This window comes from Coleofasciculus sp. E1-EBD-02, assembly GCF_040218245.1.
GTDB lineage: Bacteria > Cyanobacteriota > Cyanobacteriia > Cyanobacteriales > Coleofasciculaceae > Coleofasciculus.
Window position 1 is genome coordinate 72,507 of sequence record NZ_JAVJQN010000157.1, and the last position, 20,436, is coordinate 92,942.

The 20,436-nt window shown below is 47.3% G+C and carries 12 protein-coding genes; 10 read left to right on the forward strand and 2 right to left on the reverse strand.

The window, feature by feature from the left end; genetic code table 11:
- Positions 1 to 85: 85 nt before the first annotated feature.
- Entirely contained in the window at positions 86 to 4,918 is a 4,833-nt protein-coding gene (locus tag RIC07_RS25895) for an nSTAND1 domain-containing NTPase (protein ID WP_446397022.1), read from the reverse strand.
- A gap of 226 nt (positions 4,919 to 5,144) precedes the next feature.
- On the opposite strand from RIC07_RS25895, the gene RIC07_RS25900 reads away from it, so the two are divergent.
- The gene (locus RIC07_RS25900) at positions 5,145 to 5,621 is read left to right on the forward strand and encodes a hypothetical protein (protein WP_446397023.1); all 477 of its coding nucleotides are present in this window, start codon (positions 5,145 to 5,147) and stop codon (positions 5,619 to 5,621) included.
- Positions 5,622 to 6,018: 397 nt separating this feature from the next.
- Positions 6,019 to 7,386 carry a hypothetical protein gene (locus tag RIC07_RS25905; protein WP_446397024.1) on the forward strand — a complete coding sequence of 456 codons (1,368 nt, stop codon included), beginning with the start codon at positions 6,019 to 6,021 and terminating at the stop codon, positions 7,384 to 7,386.
- A 91-nt stretch (positions 7,387 to 7,477) separates the two neighbouring features.
- Here the strand turns inward: RIC07_RS25905 and RIC07_RS25910 are convergent, their stop codons facing one another.
- Positions 7,478 to 7,735 carry a DUF7219 family protein gene (locus RIC07_RS25910; protein ID WP_446397025.1) on the reverse strand — a complete coding sequence of 86 codons (258 nt, stop codon included), beginning with the start codon at positions 7,733 to 7,735 and terminating at the stop codon, positions 7,478 to 7,480.
- 462 nt (positions 7,736 to 8,197) lie between these two features.
- Between RIC07_RS25910 and purC the strand changes: the two genes are divergently transcribed.
- From purC to RIC07_RS25950, 8 genes are all read left to right on the forward strand, one after another.
- The gene (gene purC, locus RIC07_RS25915; protein ID WP_446397026.1) at positions 8,198 to 8,932 is read left to right on the forward strand and encodes a phosphoribosylaminoimidazolesuccinocarboxamide synthase; all 735 of its coding nucleotides are present in this window, start codon (positions 8,198 to 8,200) and stop codon (positions 8,930 to 8,932) included.
- Positions 8,933 to 9,262: 330 nt separating this feature from the next.
- The gene (locus RIC07_RS25920; protein WP_446397027.1) at positions 9,263 to 11,947 is read left to right on the forward strand and encodes a BamA/TamA family outer membrane protein; all 2,685 of its coding nucleotides are present in this window, start codon (positions 9,263 to 9,265) and stop codon (positions 11,945 to 11,947) included.
- A gap of 101 nt (positions 11,948 to 12,048) precedes the next feature.
- The gene (gene lpxC, locus RIC07_RS25925; protein WP_446397028.1) at positions 12,049 to 12,969 is read left to right on the forward strand and encodes a UDP-3-O-acyl-N-acetylglucosamine deacetylase; all 921 of its coding nucleotides are present in this window, start codon (positions 12,049 to 12,051) and stop codon (positions 12,967 to 12,969) included.
- Between the two features lie 162 nt (positions 12,970 to 13,131).
- Positions 13,132 to 13,644: a 3-hydroxyacyl-ACP dehydratase FabZ gene (gene fabZ, locus RIC07_RS25930; protein WP_446380781.1), complete on the forward strand. Its 513-nt coding sequence runs from the start codon at positions 13,132 to 13,134 to the stop codon at positions 13,642 to 13,644.
- A 218-nt stretch (positions 13,645 to 13,862) separates the two neighbouring features.
- Positions 13,863 to 14,690, forward strand: coding sequence for an acyl-ACP--UDP-N-acetylglucosamine O-acyltransferase (lpxA, locus tag RIC07_RS25935; RefSeq protein ID WP_446397029.1), 828 nt, complete (start codon positions 13,863 to 13,865; stop codon positions 14,688 to 14,690).
- A gap of 246 nt (positions 14,691 to 14,936) precedes the next feature.
- Positions 14,937 to 16,286: a lipid-A-disaccharide synthase gene (gene lpxB, locus RIC07_RS25940; RefSeq protein WP_446397030.1), complete on the forward strand. Its 1,350-nt coding sequence runs from the start codon at positions 14,937 to 14,939 to the stop codon at positions 16,284 to 16,286.
- A gap of 418 nt (positions 16,287 to 16,704) precedes the next feature.
- On the forward strand, positions 16,705 to 17,748 hold the full coding sequence (locus RIC07_RS25945) for an nSTAND1 domain-containing NTPase (RefSeq protein ID WP_446397031.1): 1,044 nt from the start codon (positions 16,705 to 16,707) through the stop codon (positions 17,746 to 17,748).
- Positions 17,749 to 18,146: 398 nt separating this feature from the next.
- Positions 18,147 to 20,042, forward strand: coding sequence for a CHASE2 domain-containing protein (locus tag RIC07_RS25950; RefSeq protein WP_446397032.1), 1,896 nt, complete (start codon positions 18,147 to 18,149; stop codon positions 20,040 to 20,042).
- The last annotated feature ends 394 nt before the right edge of the window (positions 20,043 to 20,436 follow it).

Here is a 20,436-nt window from a genome sequence, read left to right on the forward strand (position 1 = left end):
GGTTGCGGGGTTAGCGTTAGGTCATGCGGGGATTTAGGATTGAAGGGTAGAGACGTTCCGCTGGAACGTCTCTGTTCGTCTCAAATTATTCATTTAACAGTCTCTCAAGTTCTTCTGGTGTAAAGGGGTTTTTCCCGGCGCGGAGTTCATTAATCCAGCGCTGCCGTTGTGCTTTATGATTATCATCCTTAGTCCATTCAATATAAGCTTGAAAATCCTCAATTGCTCCTGCTGTATTTCCCGTTAACGCCCTAGCAAGACCACGACTATTCCGAATATCTCCATCTTCAGGCTCAAGGGTTACGGCTTTTTCACAGGCATCCATGACCTGAGTCGCCTGTTGGTGCAAACTACCGAACCAACATAGCTGATTCCAAGAATTAGCCGAAATTTCTAGAGTGGGATCTAATTTTTGGGCTTGGGCATAGGATGCGATCGCTTCTTTTACTTCTCCCCGTAGTGCTAACCTTTCTCCTTCTTCCACCTTACCTTGTGCGGCAAATTTGTGGGCGACGGCTTTGGGTTCCTTTTCTGTTTCGTCTTCTGTATCTGGATTCAGGTCAATTTCTGGGTCAAATTCTAGGGCTTGGGTGTAGGATGCGATCGCTTCTTTTACTTCTCCCCGTAGTGCTAACCTTTGTCCTTCCCCAACCTTACCTTGTGCAGCCAATTTGTGGGCGACGGCTTTGGGTTCCTTTTCTTTGTCTTCTGTATCGGGATTCAGGTCAATATCTGGGTTAAATTCTAGGGCTTGGGTGTAGGATGCGATCGCCTCTTTTATTTTCCCCTGTCGTGCCAATTTCTCTCCTTCCTCAACCTTGGCTTGTGCAGCCAATTTGTGGGCGACGGCTTTGGGTTCCTTTTCTTTATCGTCTGTATCAGGATTCAGGTCAATATCTGGGTCAAAATTAAGAGCTTGGGTATAGGATGCGATCGCCTCTTTTATTTTCCCCTGTCGTGCCTGTTTTTCTCCCTCTTCCACCTGGGCTAGTGCAGAAAACTGTTGTAAAACAGTTTTTGGGTCTCGGTCTATGGCTTCGGTGTAAGGATTCAAGTCGGTCTCTGAGTCAAGGGAATTTGCCCTGCGAATAATCGCTAATGCTTCGTTCTCGTTCCCTTGGCTAACTAACTTTTTCGCTTCTTTGAGGAGGCTAGGATGAATCGGGCGATTAGAACAGATTTGGCGATACTGATCTAACTCACCGATGTATGTCTGCCATTCACTGGCGGTGAGATTGCGGCTCAAGTGTTGACACGGTTTCTTGACTAAAGGCTGGGGTTCTCGCCAATGCACTTCGGCGGTGTTATCATAGCTTGCCGTAGCCACCAATTCACCATCGGGGCTGAACACCATGGCAATTACCGGACTCTCGTGGCTGATCCGAGCCACTTCTTTGCCGCTACTCACCTGGGAGATGCGGGCGGTGTTATCATAGCTTGCCGTCGCCAGCCATTCACCATCGGGGCTGAACGCCACGGCATTTACCCGACTCTTGTGGCTGATCCAAGCCACTTCTTTGCCGCTACTCACCTGGGAGATGCGGGCGGTGTTATCATTACTTGCCGTCGCCAGCCATTCACCATCGGGGCTGAACGCCACGGCAAATACCCAACTCTCGTGGCTGATGCGAGCTAATTCTTTGCCGCTACTCACCTGGGAGATGCGGGTGGTGTTGTCATCACTTGCCGTAGCCACCAATTCACCATCGGGGCTGAACGCCACGGCAAATACCCCATTCTCGTGGCTGATCCGAGCCACTTCTTTGCCGCTACTCACCTGGGAGATGCGGGCGGTGTTGTCCCAACTTGCCGTAGCCACCAATTCACCATCGGGGCTGAACGCCACGGCATTTACCCCACTCTCGTGGCTGATCCGAGCCACTTCTTTGCCGCTACTCACCTGGGAGATGCGGGCGGTTTTGTCCTGACTAGCGGTTGCCACCAATTCACCATCGGGGCTGAACACCACGGCATTTACCCCACTCTTGTGGCTGATCCAAGCAACTTCTTTGCCGCTACTTACCTGGGAGATGCGGGCGGTGTTGTCTGAACTTGCGGTCGCCAGCCATTCACCATCAGGGCTGAACGCCACAGCATTTACCCCACTCTCGTGGCTGACTTGACTGACTGTCGCAGGTAGTAACGTCAGTCCTTCCCGCAACGCCCGATCCGCTTCTATTGAAGGTTCTTTCAACGTCTGGAAGCGTTCCATCGATTCTACAGCCAAGAGGACACTGGTTTGATATAAACCGGGCTGACTTCTAATCCATTCGGCTGTGGCAGCTAATTCCTTGGCATTAGCAATTTGGGCTTGTTTTCTCGATCGCAAACCAAATCCTGTAGCGACGACTGCCAAGCCAGTGACAAAGATTAATGATACAATCCCCACTTGAATCGTTCTGCGCGTCTGCCGTTGCTCTCGCCGTTGACGTTCCTCTTCTTGTTGGCGCAAGCGTTCTTGATACGCCTGACTCACCCGAATAAACTCCTGGGCTACATTAGAGAGTAACCCCAAGTCAGCATAGTCTTCCAGAAAAGTCTCCGCTTCCTGTAATTTTTGTCCTTCCAACAGAAATGCCCGTTCTTCTGGCTTCCCCTGACTCTCCCACTCATTCGCCGCCTCCTCTAACTTGCGCTCTTTTCGCATCGCGTCCCGGTTTTCATTCAGCCACTGGCGCAGGCGTGTCCAATGGCGAATCAGGGCTTCGTGTGCTACATCCACTACGGTTAACGTCGCCCCACTTTCTCCCCGCACCCGCAGTTGGGACGTCACCAGTAATCGCGCATCGGCTAACTGAGTAATTACCTGCTCAACTAATTCCTTCGATAACTCATCATTGATAAACTCTTGTTTAAATACCTGCCTACGGGTGTCTTCGGTTCCTTCGCCCAGTTGGGTCAATTCCAGAAAAATCCGTTTGGCAATCAATTGCTGTTCTTTAGACAGGGACTCATAAACCTCATCTGCCCGTTTTTGCAGCGTTCCCTTGACCCCTCCCATTTTGGTATAGTCTGCCAAAGTCAACAGATTCATCTGACGCTGCCGCCACAGTTCCGTTAGGGTATATTGCAATAGGGGTAAACTTCCGGGTCCCTCGACATCCAGCAGCATCTGGGTCACCAGTTCCCGCTCGATTTCTAAGCCGACTTGTTTGGCGGGTTCGGTGATGGCGGCGGCTAATTCCTCTGTCTTCATTGGGGTGATGGTGACTAAATTCTCTTGGATTCGGTTAGCCAGTCCCCCATAGTCCTGTTCGGCACATTTGCCAAAGAAGTCCGCCCGCATGGTAATTACCACGGTGAGATTTAATTCCCCAGCCCTCTTCCTACCTCCCTCGTTCCCCTTTAAATCCCCCTCCCGTCCCCCTTTTTCTATCCCCCTCCCGTCCCCCTTCAAAAGGGGGAAGCCAGCGGATGCTTCGCTTTTATTGCACGGGGGAGACCAGAGGATGCTTCGCTTTTTTTGCACGGAAGGGGGAGCAAGAATTTCATCTTGTGTTTGCTGATAATCTGAGGCGATACCGGGGTTCGGGCGCACATCCGGGCGTTGATGAGGGCGCAAGCCTTGCGCCCCTACATGATCATGATTCAACGGATCAGCCGCCGCCATATTCCCCTCCCCTTGCAGGGGAGGGGTTAGGGGAGAGGTCATTCCTAGTAAACACTCCAAAAACTGTTCCCGTTCCCTGTCATCCTGACACAGGGTAAACACTTCCTCAAACTGATCCACCACCAACACCACACGAGGCGCATCAATCGCCCGCACCAACTCCGCTAACCTCGCCATACCCTGAGACGCCAATCGTTCAACTTCTCCTGACTCCCCATCATCCTGATCTACTAAAGCCAAAGCTAAACTCTTTAACGGATGTTCTCCCGGTCGAAAAATCCGAATCGCCCATTGGTCACTTCCCGACAAACGCTGTCCCAGTTTCAACTGATATAATAACCCCGCCTTGACCAGAGACGACTTACCACTCCCTGACGCGCCAACTACCGCCAGAAAATTCCCCTGACGTATTTTCGCCAACAACTGATCCGTCAACGCGGTGCGCCCATAAAAATACTTGGGATCATGATCATTAAACTCAAAGGACTCCAATCCCTTATAGGGACAGACTCCCGCCATTAATACCGCCCGTTCAATGGTTTCCTTTCTCCCCGTCAGCAGAATCTCACCGCCAGAGTTGTGGAAAATCGGACGTTGACGCGAGGTCAATAACTGACGATTAATCGCCTCGACTAAACTATAATTCGTTACCCATCCCTGTGACTTTCCCTCTGGACGTAAACTCGGTAACAGCGCCCCCGTTAATACCCCATGTTCTCCGCCAAATTCCTCATACGCCACCTCAAAATCACGAGACGCCGCGATAAAACAGCGATCGCGTGCTTCCCCCATCGCCCCCGGATCAGCTTCCAAAAAGTTAAGCAATTCCCCACTATGACAGCAATCCAGCCAAACAATCTGCTGACGCACGGGACTTTCTTGCAGTAATCGCCGTAACCATTGCAACGAAACCCCCCATTTACCATCTTGGGGTTTCACATCACTGGTTGCCAAAAATCCTTCGCTGACTCCCCCTTGGTCATTCCTTAAACCATGTCCCGCAAAAAACAGTAACGCTGTATCCGGAACCTGGCGACTGGGGGGATTAAATAAATTTGCAATAGCCTCTTGTAGCGTTTTTACCCGTACCAATTGGGTGGGATGAGGCTTTGCGGCTACGTGGGGGTTCCCCTCTTGGTCATAAATTTCTGGTAATCGGCGTACCCGGAACTGTCCATAAGTTTCCAAAATCTGCGCCACCGCCTCAGCATCGGCGGCGGGTTTATCCAGATGTCGGGGTTTTTTTGTCCGTCCGTCTCGGAGTAGCGGATAAAGATTAATCCCGACGACCAACGCTTCCCTGTCCATTGCTGCCCATTGGTAGAGTTTAGCTATTCATTCAACCTTATCATAGGTTTTTGAGGTTTATTTTGCTGCGAATTAAAATTTTAAAAAATAAAATTTTTGTGTCTGAATTCACCCAAAATCCGGAATCTGAAATCCATTGCTTGTAAAGTTATAGTCATATAGGATAGGAAGGTACTGATTACCATTCCTATTACTTTATATTTTGTAACAAATTTCAGGATTACCGATGGATAATCTAACGGCAAACAAGACATTACTGGCGCTATTACTGGCTCTCCAAGACTTAGACACCTCTCTCACTGAACAAGAAAAAGCCGACTTTACCGATATTTCCCATCGATTATATCTCGAACCCGAAGCCTGGGAATCGGACATCGCCCCCAGTTTACTCTCGATTATTCAGGTGAATCCGAACTTAAATCAGCGTTATCAAACCGTCAAATCTCAACTTGATCAAGTGGGTGATACCCTTCCCGCCGATTTACTCCCCACCTCAGCCGAACTCGAACACGTCGCCTCTGCTACTGCACCAAAAATACGCGGTTTTGCGCCTGTGGCTGATGAGTCTGAGTCAGAGAGTCTAGAAATTAACAACATCGCGATCGATATATTATCGCAGCCCAACCCATCTGCAACGGCTAAAAAACTGAGTAGTTTGGAAAGACTCAAACAATTTTTGCAAAAGCCTACAGCTAATACATAATTTCAGGAGACTGAAAAGGTTTAGATTGCTTGCCCCAAGAACTCAAGTTCTTGGCTGGTAGCACAAATCGTCTTGAAGCGACTAGAATTCTTTTATAGCGCTACGCGCTAGGCAATGGGCAATAGGCAACACCTCGGCTTCGCTCGGTGTGTCATGGGCAATAGTGAAGAAAAACACTTACCTTACAAGGGATTGACTCTTCGACTTCGCGGCAATTGAGCCTGTCGAAATTCAGGGTCAAAGCGATTTAATTTTTTCTTCTTTTGTCCTAACGTGTGTGCGTAGTGCTATACAGTCGTCTTTAGACGACTTTAGCTTTTGGTTCCTTGGGTTTGAACCCAAGGCTGGTTAACTTGAGAATTGCTATATTCATTTTTATATCAATATCCCCTAAATTATGAGTGATATTATCTATCCTACCCTCGATCTATTTCTCTATGACCTCAGAAACGGCTTAGGCGAAAGTCAAGCAGAAATTGAACAAAATCGCACCCAATTTCAGAAAAAACTTCCTACCAGCGTTCACCCTCTCCTGTTTCAAAAAGACAACTACTTTGAAGTCGAATATCAAGAACTGCTGCCAAAAATTCATGGTTTTGAAACCCCATCAGAACCCGATTCCTTGCAAGGCTATTACTATCCTGTGCGTTTAGGCGACACTTATGGACTTATTCTCGACTGTTCGATTAACAATCAAACCGAACCCCAACCCGCCCAATCCTTTGCCACCCTAAAAGCCGAAATAGAACAACGATCGCACGGTGAAACCGCCACCATTGGACAAAGCTGGATGATGTCTGGCTGGCTTCCTCACCCGGAAAGCCAAAATCCTGACGCTATTGCCAAAGCCTGTTATCAGTCATTAATGCCTCAGGGAAATTGGCAACAGGATTTAGAAGGACAAGGGCAATTTTTAGGGGCAACGATCTATGAACTTAAGCGCTACCGCCTGGTGATGAAAGAGGACACAGATATCACCAATCTTGCCAACTTACAAGATAACCAACATGTTCTAATTATTCTCTATCCCGATAGAGCAGCCGCTGAAACTGCTGCCCGTTTCTATGATGACTGGTTGCGCTTATTCTGTTACCGCAACAAAATCCTTTGGGCTTACAGTCAAAGCCGTCTATTAAAACAAACCATTAAACATCATTTTGCTGCTATTGAAGCGGGACAAAAATCAATTAATATTGCCCAATCGCAAGGGCGAGAGTTTGACAAAATTCGCCAACATTTAGAACAGACTCAAGATATTTTAAATCGCTATACAATTAACCTAAACCAGCTTGACTTTCAAGCCCGCACGATTGATATTAATCTGAGTAACTATAAAAAACGAGTCGCCCGCATTGCCAAAAAATCAGACGGAGACTTAGCCTTTTTAGAGGAATTTAGCGAATTAGTCACCGATAAATACCTACTGCAAATCCACAAAGACACCGAAAATCTGGAACGAGGACTGAGATTACTCGAAGACACCATTAACGCGATTCGCTCTCGTGTAGAATTAGATAAAGCCGAACGCGATCGCAACTTCCAAGATACTGTAGCTGTAATTGGTGTCGGTTGGACAGTTGGTTCCTTTGTCGCCTCTCTAGACAAGCTAGGTGAGGACAAACAAGACCCAATTCGATTGCTAATTTCCAATTCTCAACTTGTTCCTAAACCTTGGGTTGAACCCGCTATCCCCCTCACCTACACCCTAACTGTCGCCTTAGCTGCGGCGTTAGTGACGTGGGTAATTCGGCGGTTTTGGTCTTGAGCAAGAGGAGGCGATTGAAATCGCTGCTACACAAACAAAGTCCGCCTGCGCGGACTAGGTTATAACGGGGATAGCTAACCCGGATTTGGTATTATTTTTCCCTGTCATCCCCACGGAAAGGATGCTGACCAACTGCCAGTTCTTGTTTACTCTGTCTCAAATTATGCCACAACTCTTTAATTTGTTTATAGGCAGCTTCGGGTTCAACTTTACCTGCTGTTTCTAAGTTGCAAATATAGTTTACCTTTTGGGCGAATTCCTGTAAATTGGCATTAAACACTAAATTTTCTGGTTTGACATCGCCGTAATAGCGACTGCGCGGGTATAAAAACTTATCTCTATCGGTCATTTGGATCTCCTTTGATAAAAGCTACTTTCGATCAACTGGAATCTAATTTCCCCCTATTTCTCAAGAAAGTTAACAATATTGATAACATCTTTTCATTAGTTGAACGCTAACCTCCCCACCCGAAGCAGTGTCTAGACTAACGCGGCGCAAGTTTCCCATCAGCGAAGTGGATAACAGGTTACTACTCAGAAGTCAACGCCTCACAAGTGGGTACTAGGTCTAGTCCAGTCCTCTGTCGCCAAGACAAACATTCAAGGACAGCTTCTAAGATGTTTGCCATCCTCAATCTGACTCAGAATAATTAATGGTACAAATTTTTTAGACTCCCACCATCTACTATTGTAGTGAATTTGACCTCAACTACCCAGCATCGCCCTGGGGGACAGCCTGAAATAGGGGTTTGGTCACCAAACCCCTACTGCACTATCCTGATTCAATGAATCTATCGAGCCAACTCTGATCATGTCTCAACCGCAAAAACTATACGAAGGCAAAGCCAAAATCCTTTATCCGACGGAAGATCCAGAGATTCTCCTAAGCGTCTACAAAGATGATGCGACTGCCTTTAATGCCCAAAAGCGAGGTCAAATCGTCGGTAAAGGGGAAATGAATTGCGCGATCGCGGCTCACTTGTTTAAGTTTCTGGAATCTCAAGGGATTCGCACCCATTTTATTGACTGTCCCACTCCCAACCAGATGCGGGTCAAGCGGGTGACAATATTGCCCGTGGAAGTTGTGGTCAGGAACATTGCCGCCGGGAGTCTGTGTCAACAAACTGGATTGGAGCTGGGCAAAATCCTGCCCAAACCCTTGGTGGAATTCTACTATAAGAAGGACGAATTAGGAGACCCCTTGCTCACTCGCGATCGCTTATTACTCCTAGAACTGGCAACACCCGACCAACTGAACCAGCTAGAACAACTAGCATTACAAGTTAACCAGAGTCTCACCGCCTTTTTCCAAAGCTGCGGCATTACCCTGGTGGACTTTAAGCTAGAATTCGGCATTGATGCCAACCAACAGTTGCTCTTAGCCGATGAAATTAGCCCCGATACCTGTCGTCTGTGGAACCAAGCCGAAACTGATCCCCAACAGCGAGTCATGGACAAAGATCGCTTTCGTCGGGATCTCGGACAGGTTGAACAAGCCTATCAGCAAGTTCTAGAGCGAGTGCTAGCCCAAGACAGCAGAAAGTAGAAGGCAGAGGACAGAAAGCTGTAAGGTTTATGATGTCTGCTTTTTTATGTGCTTGTTAACGGGTGGGTATGGGATGCCAAGCTGTGCTAAAGGGACTTCATTGCTCAAGAGTAAGCGAGGTGATAAAAATCCTGGTATTTTGTCCTTTATCAGTTCAGTGATGACAGCTTAAGTTTAAGGTAACTAGAGATCAGGTTCTCAGTCAACTTAACCGAGTTTGTTCAGTAGCCAATCGCTCAACTGAGTAACAAGCAGTAAACAATGGATAAAAACTGATCGCAATCCTTGCAATCAACGTGGTGTGTGGACGTGTCAAAAAATCTGAGGATCATGCGCTTATCTCCTTTATTAACGGCAATTCTCGCTGTAACGGCTAGCATTGGTTTATCCAACTCCCCTAGCCATGGGCAAACGACTGACCAGCCTATCCTGGGATTTGACCCCGGTCAACGGGATAGGTTGAGAGAACATGAGAAAACGGGGACGCCAGAACACCCCGACGGAACAACTACTCAAAATTGGCTGAGTGAAGCACTCGATCAAACCGCAGTAGAAACGACTGATGCGGCAACAGACAGTCCGAGAAGTGAGACAGAATCGAACTCCGAGCCAATTCAGGAAAACCCAGCTACTCATCAAATTGAGCTGGGTTCAACGCCATTACCATTGGTCAAACCCACAAATCATGGGGGAGTTCATCACCAGGCTGTTTCTTCTTCTCGGTTCGCTCAAGTTATTGACGAACCTCCAATAGAAACGACCGAATCAGCAACAAATAGTCCTAGAGGTGAGACAGAATCGACCTCCCAGCCGATTCAGGAAAATCCAGCTACTCATCAAATTGAGCTGGGTTCAACGCCATTACCATTGGTCAAACCCACAAATCATGGGGGAGTTCATCACCAGGCTGTTTCTTCTCCTCGATTCGCTCAAGTTATTGACGAAACGACAACAGAAACCAGCGAATTGGCAAAAGATAACCCTAGAAATGAGGCAGAATCAACCTCCCCGCCGATTCAGGTCAATTCGACACAATCACCAATTAACCCTACAACCCTAAATCATCTAGCCCTTCATGCCATAGCGACGCCAAGGGTGACGCCTACGCCTCCCCTAATTGCCCAAGTTCAAGTTCCGCCAACTGACGCGCCAACGCCGCCCACCAATCAGCCAGAACCACGAGTCCTGGTCTCAGAAGTCGTCATTGACTTCCAGGATTACACCGGACCCCAAGAGCAACTGGAAAACGAGATTTTTCGCGCCATTAGCACCCGACCCGGATTGGCAACCACTCGCTCTCAGTTACAGCAAGATGTGAATGCCGTCTTTGCCACAGGTTTCTTCAGAAGTGTAGACGTTGTACCCGAAGACACTCCCTTGGGCGTGCGGATTACCTTTGTGGTCGAACCGAACCCCGTACTGCGTCAGGTGGCGGTGAATACGGTTCCCCCAGCAGCCGAAGCGCGGGTTCTACCTCAGGAGGTGGTTGATCAGATCTTCCAAGAGCAATATGGTGAAATTCTGAACCTGAATGACCTGCAACAAGGCATTCAACGGTTAAACGACTGGTATCAAGAACAGGGATACGACCTGGCTCAAGTGGTTGATGCCTCAGATGTCAATGATGATGGCATCGTCACCGTGACTGTGGCAGAAGGTGTGATTGAAGAGATTGCTGTCCGCTATCTTGATGAAGAGGGAGAACCCATCCTGAATGACGAAGGTGAGCAAATTCGCTTACTCACCGCAGCAGATGAACCCATTGGCGGGCGTACCCGTCCCTTTATCATCACCAGAGAAATGCAATTGGATGAAGGGGATGTATTTAACCGCCAAATTGCTGAACGGGATTTGCGACGTGTTTTTGGTCTAGGACTTTTTGATGACGTGCGCCTCTCCTTTGCTCCGGGAACTGACCCGCGTCGAGTTGTGGTGGTGGTGGATGTGATTGAGAAAAATACAGGCTCCCTGGCGGCGGGGGCGGGAGTTAGCTCTGCCAGTGGCTTATTTGGTACAGTGAGCTATCAGCAACAAAACCTTGGTGGCAATAACCAAACCCTCGGCGCAGAATTTCAGGTGGGAGAACGCGCCCTGCTGTTTGACCTGCGCTTTACAGATCCTTGGATTGCTGGCGATCCCTTCCGCACATCCTACACCGTGAATGCTTTCCGCCGCCGCTCGATTTCCCTGATTTTCGACGGGGGTGAGAATGAAGTGGAACTGGACAATGGCGATCGCCCCCGTGTGGTTCGTACAGGGGGTGGAATTAATTTTACTCGTCCCTTATCCCGCGACCTCTATAGCCGTTCTGAATGGACAGCATCAGCCGGATTGGAATTTCAAAATGTGTCGATTCGGGATTCAGATGGTGATTTGAGTCCAGAGGATGAACTGGGTAACGATTTAAGCTTCAGTGGCGACGGGACAGACGACCTGTTTACCCTGCAACTGGGGGCGGTGCGCGATCGCCGAAATAATCCCCTACGACCTACCAGTGGTTCTCTGCTCAGATTCGGTGTTGAACAGACGATTCCGATTGGTCAAGGGAGTATCTTTCTGAATCGCCTACGCGGGAGTTACAGTTACTATCTCCCCGTAGAATTTACCAATTTTACCGAAGGAGCCGAATCCCTCGCCTTTAACGTGCAAGCCGGAACTGCGATTGGAGACTTACCCCCCTACGAAGCCTTTTCTCTGGGTGGTAGTAACTCAGTGCGCGGTTACGATGAGGGAGAAGTGGGTTCAGGTCGCAGCTTTATCCAAGCCACCGCCGAATACCGTTTCCCGATTATCTCTGTGGTGGGCGGTGCTTTATTTGTGGACTTCGGCACTGATTTAGGCACAGGTGATGATGTACCCGGTGAACCTGCGATCGTTCGCGATAAACCTGGCACCGGCTTTGGCTACGGGATTGGTATCCGAGTCCAATCTCCCTTGGGTCCGATTCGTGTGGATTATGGGTTTAATGATGAGGGAGAAAGCCGTCTCCATTTCGGTATTGGAGAACGCTTTTAACGGTTGAGGAAGTTATCAGTGAGTAGTTATCAGTTTGAAATGGTGCGTTACGCTCCGCTAACGCACCCTACACCTGACGAATGACGAATGACAAATGACCAATGACAAACTACACTTTGGGTGCTGCTTTTGAACGATCAGGGATTGGATTGCACAGTGGGATTACTACCACTGTTCGCGTCTTGCCTGCTGCGGCTGGGATGGGACGTTATTTTGTCCGAGTTGACTTGCCAGGAAAACCTGTGATTCCAGCGCGAGTGGAGGCTGTCTCTACTACGATGCTTTCGACTCAGTTGAGGGCGGGAAACGGTGAGACTTCTGCCGATTCCGAGGTGACGGTGAGAACCGTCGAACATCTCCTCGCCGCCCTCGCTGGGAGTGGAGTGGACAATGCTTGTATTGAAATTGACGGATCAGAAATTCCCCTGTTGGATGGTTCTGCGTTGGCTTGGATTAAAGCAATTCAGGAGGTGGGGATGGTTGAGAGTCAACCTCCTCAAACCTCGTCTCCTTTCCCTCCCCTCTCTTCCCCCATGTCTGTTGAGGAACCCATTTGGGTTAATCAAGAGGATGCCTTTGTCGCCGCCTTACCTGCACCGATGACTCGATTTACCTACGGCATTGATTTTGAGAACCCAGCGATTGGCAATCAATGGCATAGCTGGACACCGGAACAGGAGCATTTTGCTGACGCGATCGCACCAGCACGAACTTTTGGTTTAGCCAACCAAGTTGACCAATTACGCGATCGCGGTTTAATTAAAGGCGGTAGCTTGGAAAATGCCTTAGTTTGCGGTGATCACGGATGGTTGAATCCTCCCTTGCGATTTTCAAATGAGCCAGTGCGTCATAAACTTTTAGATTTAGTAGGGGATTTGAGTTTATTGGGGAAATTTCCTGTCGCTCACTTCCTCGCCTACAAAGCCAGTCACAATCTGCATATTCAATTGGCGAGATTACTGGCTCGGCAAATCGGCGCTTGGGATGTCAGTCGTCAATCATCAGCCGTCATTGGCACTTGATCACCACTGGCAACTGAACGCTAGCTCATCCAAGTTCCTTGTGCAGCACGGGAAAATAAGTGATCAGTATTCAATCAGCTTGAACTCTGGATGAGTTGACTGATTCACTTAACGGGTCACTGCTCCCTGCTCATCGGTACTCATTTTTACCCTAATTTACTCATGTCTACCTTGATTGACGTTAACACCCACGATGATTCCACCGACAATACAGACCCAACTCAGTCTGAGTCATCAACCAAAACAATTTTCACGGTTGAAGACATTCATAAAATCCTGCCTCATCGTTATCCGTTTGCTTTAGTTGACCGAATTATTGAATATGTTCCGGGAAAGCTAGCGGTTGGCATCAAGAATGTCACGTTTAATGAGCCTTATTTCCAAGGGCATTTTCCGGGACGACCGATGATGCCAGGGGTGATGATTGTAGAAGCCATGGCTCAAGTTGGTGGCATTGTCTTAAAGCAAATGGCTGACGTGGATGACGCCTTATTTGTTTTTGCCGGAATTGACAAAGTTCGCTTTCGCCGTCCTGTCGTACCAGGCGATCAACTGATCATGACAACGGAACTCGTCTCCGTCAAGCGCCGTCGTTTTGGAAAGATGCAAGCTCGTGCAGTCGTTGACGATCAGCGAGTTGCAGAAGGGGAATTGATGTTTTCTTTAGTTGAATAGCTCCCAATTGCGCTATCCCGAATTAGGGTTAGCGCTCCCGGATTCCTTATCCTGTCGCACTTAAAAATAGAGAAGCGTCGGTATAGATGATCATACCTGAAATTTATGCGATCGCTTAACCTTACATTTAATCCTAAAACCCTCACAAATGACAAATGACAAATGACGAATGACGAATGACAAACTCACCCTGTTCACCACTCAAATAGGATCGCTATATGGCAACAACACTGATTCATCCTACTGCTGTAATCCACCCTGGTGCCCAACTGCATCCGACAGTTCAAATTGGTGCTTATGCGGTCATTGGCGATAATGTAAAAGTGGGTTCACAGACGAAGATTGGGGCACATGCGGTTCTAGAAGGACCGACAGAAATTGGCGCGAGAAACCAAATATTTCCTGGGGCAGCTATTGGCTTAGAACCGCAAGACTTAAAATATGATGGCGCACCAAGTTGGGTCAGAATTGGTGATGACAATCGGATTCGGGAATATGTCACCATTAACCGAGCAACGGGTGCAGGAGAAGCCACAGTTATTGGCGATCGCAATTTGTTGATGGCTTATGTTCACGTTGCTCACAATTGCGTGTTAGAAAACTCAGTGATTATCGCCAATGGAGTCGCCTTAGCGGGTCATGTTCATATTGAAACAAAAGCAACCATTGGTGGTGTTTTAGGCATTCATCAATTTGTCCACATTGGGCGTCTGGCGATGGTGGGGGGAATGAGTCGCATTGACAGAGATGTACCCCCTTATATGTTAGTAGAAGGCAACCCTGCACGAGTGCGATCGCTTAATTTAGTTGGTCTCAAAAGAGCGGGAATTAACGGCGAGTCCCTGGGAGACTTAAAAAAGGCATTTCAGACACTCTATCGCTCTGATTACACCTTCAATCAAGCTGTAGAACAACTCCACCTAATATCTGAGCATGAACAGGTACAGCACCTACGCCTATTCTTAGAGCGATCGCAATTACCTGGGCGGCGTGGTTCGATTCCAGGGCGTCGTTTTCATCATAGTCAAGACACGGAGAAGTGTTAAGTGTTGACCCTTCACTTCGCTCAAGGGAACCTGGTTTGTAGTCGTGCTATATCCTTTGAAATGGTGCGTTACGCTGCGCTCAAGGGAACCTGGTTTGTAGTCGTGCTATATCCTTTGAAATGGTGCGTTACGCTGCGCTAACGCACCCTACACCTGTGACAAATGACGAATGACACATGACAAATGACACATGACAAATGACAAATGACAAATGACGAATGACAAATGACGAATGACAAATGACGAATGACTAAAAAAACAATTTTCATCAGTACGGGTGAAGTATCGGGTGATTTGCAAGGGGCAATGCTAATTGATGCCCTTAAACGTCAAGCCACTCACCAAGGATTAGATTTAAATATTGTGGCATTAGGGGGCGAAAAAATGGCGCTTTCCGGTGCTAAAATATTAGGAAATACTACAGACATTGGCTCAGTCGGACTATTAGAATCTTTGCCCTTTGTTCTGCCTACCTTAACCATTCAGCGTCGCGCTAAACAATACCTTAAACATAATCCTCCAGATTTAGTAGTCCTGATTGACTATATGGGACCCAATCTCGGTATTGGCACATTTATTCAGCGTCAGCTTCCCCACGTTCCTGTGGTGTATTACATCGCTCCCCAAGAATGGGTTTGGTCACTCTTTCCCCACAATACAGCCACAATTGTGGAAATGACGAACAAACTCTTAGCGATATTTCCCGAAGAAGCCCGTTACTTTGAAAAAAAAGGGGCATCGGTGCATTGGGTGGGTCATCCCTTGGTCGATCGCATCCAATCCTATCCCAGTCGGGAGCAAGCGAGGGCGGCGTTAGGGATTAAACCAGATCAAACCGCGATCGCGCTTTTACCCGCCTCCAGACATCAAGAAATCAAATACATGATGCCGATTATCTTTTCCGCCGCCCAGCAACTTCAGGAGAAGTTATCGACTTGTAGAGACGTGCCATGGCACGTCTGGGAAGCCGGGGGAGATCAGTCAACAGTCAATTGTAGGGGCGGGTTTAGCCACTCAGATAAGCTTGTCACTGATAACTTATCAACAAAACCCGCCCTTATTCAAAAGTCAAAACTTCCCCAATCCTCAATCCCCAATTCCCAATCCCCAATCTTTTGGATTCCCCTATCTCATCAAGCCTATCGAAAACCGATTGAAAAAGCGATAGAAGACTATGGACTTCAGGCGACGTTAGTGACAGAAAAAACTGAGGAGGTACTCACCGCCGCTGATTTAGCGATTACCAAATCCGGTACAGTAAATTTGGAATTAGCGCTGCTGAATGTTCCTCAAGTCGTGTTTTATCGCGTCAGTCCGTTAACCTACTGGATTGCCCATACTTTCCTCAATTTTTCCATTCCTTTCATGTCACCTCCAAACTTAGTGGTGATGCGTTCAATTGTGCCAGAGTTACTGCAAGCGGAGGCTACGCCAGAAAACTTGGTTCGAGAAGCTATGGAACTTTTGTTCGATCCCCAGAAACGTCAACAAACCCTGACCAATTATCAACAAATGCGTCAATTATTAGGGGAAGTCGGTGTATGCGATCGCGCGGCGTTAGCGATTCTCCAGCTAGTTCACCCACTAGGTTCGTAGTAAGTTCGTAGTAAGCGCTTTAGCGCTTCTAACACGTTGGCGAAACCCAACCTACAACTGTTAAAATGGGCGCACGCCATGCGCCCCTACAATTCTAATCTTTTGAGGAAATCTGCCGCTTGTGTAGGGGCGGGTTAACCTTATCTGGAAAACCTCTCTCCTGCAAGGAGAGAGGCTTTGAATTCTCCCCCTTCCGTGCAACAAAAGCGAAGAATCCTCTGGCTTCCCCCTTTTTAAGGGGGACGGGAGGGGGATCTAAAAGGGGGAATGAGGGGGGTCTATCAAGGGGGTAATCGACCCCGATTTGGTATAAATTAGGTATTCCCCGTTTCCTGTTACCATTGAGGAATTTAGATATCCTAATCTAAAATCACCTATGAACTTATCCCAGCAATCTTGCCCGTTTTGTGCAGGGTCAATGATTACTGACCCCCAATTCTTTGTCGGGCGGCGAGAAGAATTGGATTTTATTACCTCGCGTCTGGTTAATATTCAACCCACAAGTATTAATGTAGTGGGAGAACATCGGATTGGTAAATCATCGTTACTTTATCACTTTTTTCAGACCTACGAACAACGAGTGCAGGGTGCTGGCAAAAATCCGGGGGATTATGTGGTCGTTTACTTATCATTGCAAGCCGCGCAATGTCGAAAAGAAAGCAGTTTTTATCAGACAGTTGCCCAAGCGTTACTCAATCGTCCAGTGGTACAAACGAATCCGGCATTAGCGACACCGTTAAAAGCAGGGACACTAGATAGACAGAAATTTTCAGCAGCAATTGAATCTTGGCAAACAGAGAATGTTTTACCTGTGTTGTGTTTGGATAAGTTTGAGGAACTTTTAGCGAAACCGGATCAGTTTACCGATGATTTTTATGATAATTTGCGGTCGTTGATGGATCGCAATGCGTTAATGTTGGTGATTGCGTCCTATCGGAATTTGGATGTTTATAAACGTAAGTATCGATTCCTGTCCTCATTTTTTAATCTGGGTCAGGTTTTGCCTGTGGGCGGAATTACGGAAGCAGAAGCAACGGATTTGATGCGCTTACCGGAACATAAAATACCGGGGGCGACGGCGGCGTTGAGTCCAGAACGGCAAAAACTAGGATTGGCTTGGGGTGGACGACATCCTTTATTATTACAATTAGCAGGATTGTGGTTATGGGAGGCGCAACAACATAGTCGTCCTGATGAATGGGCGAGGCAAAAGTTTGAACAGGAAGCCCAACGGGTTCCTCATTCAGGGGTGACAATACGGCGGTTAAAGCGTCCGGTGCGTTTGTTGCTGTGGTTGCCGATGAAATTGGGGCGGATGGCGCGATTTGTGGGGGATAAGTTGGATGATACCAGTAATTTGATTGCGGGAACAATTATTTTAATTGTGGCGATTTTGGTTGTATTGAAGGTGGTGCCGTTTGAGGAGTTATTACAGCGTGTACAAGATGCAGTTGGGGGATAAAAGCCCTAAATTGAAGATAAAAGCCCTGAATTAAAGATAAAAGCCCTGAACTAAAATAAAAGCCCTGAACTAAAGTTCGGGCTAAAAGCTAAAACCCGTTAAAACGGGTTCATATTTTCATATTTTGTCCAGTTGCGTTGAAATTGTTTATAGTAGGCACTAAGTTATCCCCTTTTGCTACGGTGATTAAAATCGCTGTTACACTTGCCTTTCGTCCGCCTACACGGACTGGGTTATAAGGGAGATGGCTAACCCGGATTGGGTATTACCCAGTAAGCTTTAGCTTACTTTAGCTTGGGTTCCGGAAATTTATTTCCCGGCTATACAAGTTGGCAACATGTCATTTGAGTTATTACCACGCCTTTTAAATTAACAATATTGAACTTGAAGTTTATCTCATGCGTTCATCCTCTACTCTTCCAGGAAGCCTAATTATCAGTTTCGCGATCGCACTAATTCTACTACTCATCCGATCCCTGGGAGGACTACAACCATGGGAACTCAGCGCCTATGACCAAATGATGCGATCGCGACCAAAAGAGCAACCAGACAAACGTTTGTTGTTGGTGGAAATAAACGAAGCTGATATCAACAACTACCGCCATCCTTTATCCGATGACGTGCTAGTCAAATTATTGCAGAAACTGGAATCAATGCAACCGCGAGTAATTGGTTTAGATCTCTATCGAGATACCCCAATTCATGATCTCGAAACACTGCGAGACTCTTCCCTCGACTTACCTACCTATCTGCACCAAACCAATCGAGTAATTCATATCTGTAAGGTGAGCAGTGAAAGCGATCAAGGAACTGCATCTTTCCCCCATCTTCCCTGGCAAACTCTCGGCTTTAGCAATGTATTAGTAGACAGCAAAAACACTGAAGCAGGTCTACTACGTCGCCAGTTATTATATCAAGAAGTCCCTGAAAACTCACCCTGTCCCACCCCCTACGCCCTCAGCCTTCAACTCGCCTTTCGCTATTTAGCTGCCGAGAATATATTACCAAGCTTTACCGCCCAAAACGGAGAATTACAACTTGGACACATTATTTTTGCTGATTTAAAACCCCGTGCTGGAGGTTATCAACGCTATGATTTTAGAGGTCAACAAATTCTCCTTAATTACCGTGCGGTTCACCCCATCGCGCAATCCGTGACATTAACCGAGGTTCTTCAAGGTAAAATTAATCCCCAATGGGTCAAGAATCGGATTGTATTAATTGGCGTTACTGCTACCAGCATCAAAGATAGTTTTTTTACCCCTTACGGAGAAATGCGAGGATTAGAGATTCAGGCGCATGGGGTGAGTCAGATTCTCAGTGCTGTACTTGATAAACGACCTCTGATTTGGGTTTTGCCAGCATGGGTAGAGATAATTTGGATTATTGCTTGGGCGCTGATAGGGGCAGGTTTGAATTGGAAAATACGTCATCCTCTATGTTTAGGCTTCAGTGCAATTCCTTTACTCGGTATACTATTTGGTATCGGCTTTTTTATTCTTTCCAGCTTTGCCGGATGGATTCCAGTTGTACCTGCGGCTTTAGCCTTAATTGGAATGCAAATGGTCGGTGTTTTTCTGCGACTACCTGAATTTATCACTGTCTCCAGAGTTGCAGATGTTCTGAAACAGTGTCGAACTCCTGGAGATATTGCCGCAATTGCTAATCAATTAGCCTGGATTCCTTCACCGCCTCCAAAAGTCTTTGGATTTATCATTCCTCAATTTTTAGAAGTCAGTCAAAGCGCCCAATCAGTTCGAGAAGCAACCTCATCTTATCGTCAATATGAATTTCTCGGTCGTTCTATCTCTCAACTACATCGTTTACAAGATAGTTTAGCTTTCAATAGAGATGCCCAGCAAGTCAATCGGCTAGAAAAAATTGCTCAACAATGGCTAAAAATCTTACAAACCGCCCAACAAACCCTAGCAGAACAAGCCAAACGTTCGGCTGAAATCCCCCAAGTTTACATCGCAGGCGCTTCCCTAAATCCCGATGATGCCAAAACCCGATTTAAAGGACGCCAAGACATTTTCAGAGAAATCGAAACCCTATCATTTTCCGCCCAACCGCCTATCCTCTTACTCCACGGTGGACGACGCACGGGCAAAACTTCAGCCTTAAAATATCTCCCCCGCAAAGTAGGTTCAGAATTAATCCCCTTACTCATCGATTTACAAGGCGCAGCTACCCCACTGTGCGCCGCCTCATCCGCAAAGAAATATTGGAAAAGGCGGGAGATTGTTATCGGTTTCAAGTACCATTGGTGGAGAGATTTATTACCCAGGTTGTGACGGAAGGGTGAACCCGGATGAAGCAGGAATCGTAGGGGCTTGGTTGTAGGGGCTGGGAGGCATTTCACCCTCATCCCCTAACCCCTTCTCCCACCCCCCTCGTTCTCACAAGGGTAGGTTTTTTAAGATGGGGGTTTAGGCAAGACAAGGAAGACAGGTAGACCAGTAGATAAGGAAGAGTGAGAACGAAAAATAGGGCGTTTCGGCTTTTTACAGTTATCGTACTTGGTCAGGGCGGGTTTGAGGGAACGTTATCGTCAACCGTGAAACGAAAATCCATAAACCCGCCCCTACATACCTTACCGGTGTAGGTTTTTTATTTTATGGTAGGGACAAGACAAGGCGGACAAGGTGACAAGAAGACAAGGGAGGAAAACCGTACAGAATTAGGTTC